This window comes from Streptomyces aureus (assembly GCF_001418135.1).
GTDB classification, from domain to species: domain Bacteria; phylum Actinomycetota; class Actinomycetes; order Streptomycetales; family Streptomycetaceae; genus Streptomyces; species Streptomyces aureus_A.
Window position 1 is genome coordinate 1 of record NZ_LIPQ01000676.1, and the last position, 1,315, is coordinate 1,315.

At 73.5% G+C, this 1,315-nt stretch carries 1 protein-coding gene; it reads left to right on the forward strand.

Going from position 1 to position 1,315, the window contains the following annotated elements:
- Nucleotides 1–111 precede the first annotated feature (111 nt).
- Nucleotides 112–1,107, forward strand: coding sequence for a LacI family DNA-binding transcriptional regulator (locus AOK00_RS35990; RefSeq protein ID WP_055604299.1), 996 nt, complete (start codon nt 112–114; stop codon nt 1,105–1,107).
- The last annotated feature ends 208 nt before the right edge of the window (nt 1,108–1,315 follow it).

The following is a 1,315-nucleotide window of genomic DNA, read 5'->3' on the forward strand; positions in this document are numbered from 1 at the left end:
GGCCGTCCGCGCGCGCGGACGGCCCCCAGTTCCCTCCGGAAGGTCCCGCGCGTGGTGACGGACAGGAAAACGAAGTCCCCGCGGTCACGGCCGGCCCGGCAGTGGCCCTCCATGGCGGACGTCGCCACGATGGCGGGCGTCTCCTCGCAGACCGTGTCACGCGTGGCCAACAACCGCGAGAACGTCGACGCGAGCACCCGTGAGAAGGTGCTCTCCGCCATGCAGACGCTCGGCTACCGCCCCAACACGGCAGCCCGCGCCCTGGTCACGGGCAGGTTCGGCGCCCTGGGCGTGGTCAGCTTCGACGTCGGCGCGCACGGCAACGCCCGCACCCTGGCCGCGATCGCCGACGCCGCCCGCGAGGCCGACTTCTCCGTCAACTTCATGGGCATCAGGGCCCAGACGGAGGCCGCGGTCCGGCGCGCGTTCCAGCATCTGATGCTGCAGTCCGTCGACGGCATCGTGCTCGTCGAGTCGCAGATGCTCGACACCCCGTCCCTCCACCTCCCACCGTCGATGCCGGTGGTCGTCGCCGACGGCGACACCGGCCACCGGTATCCCAACGTCGACTTCGACCAGGCCCATGGCGCACACAGCGTCGTGAGCCACCTCCTCGGCCTCGGACACCGGACGGTGTGGCATCTGGCGGGCCCCCGCGACTCGTTCGCCGCACGGCGGAGATCCGAGTCCTGGGAACGCACCCTGTCCGCCGCGGGCGCGCCCGTGCCCCCGGTGCTGTACGGGGACTGGACCGCGGAGTCCGGCTACCGGGCCGGCCTCGGCATCGCACGCCGCCGGGAGGTGACCGCCGTCTTCGCCGCCAACGACCAGATGGCGCTGGGAATGCTGCGGGCCCTGCGCGAGTCGGGGCGTGACGTGCCCGGGGACATCAGCGTGGCCGGCTTCGACGACATCGCCGAGGCCGCGTACCTCCATCCCCCGCTGACGACGGTGCACCAGGACTTCGAGGTGGTCGGCCGGCACTGCGTCGCGCTGCTGCTCGACCAGATCGAGGGCCGCACGGACGGCCTCCGCCGCAGGGCGGTGGAACCGGTCCTGGTGGTGCGCTCGAGTACGGCCCCGCCACCGCCGGGCGCTTCGTCCTGACGTCCCCCGCGCCCCGCCGCCACCGAGGGCCTCGACCACAGCCCCCACACCCACCGGGGACCTCGACCACAACTCCCCGCACCCACTCGGGACCGGCCTGACCTCCACCTCAGCCACCGAGGACCGCGGGCCCGGCCTCCCCCGTACCCGCCCCCATCAAGGACCGACGACAGCTCCCCGCCGAGCGCGTCGGTCCTTGATGGGGGCG

Bases quoted from the DNA above. Each gene is read 5' to 3' on its own strand.
- AOK00_RS35990 (WP_055604299.1), top strand. From the start codon at position 112: ATGGCGGACGTCGCCACGATGGCGGGCGTCTCCTCGCAGACCGTGTCA.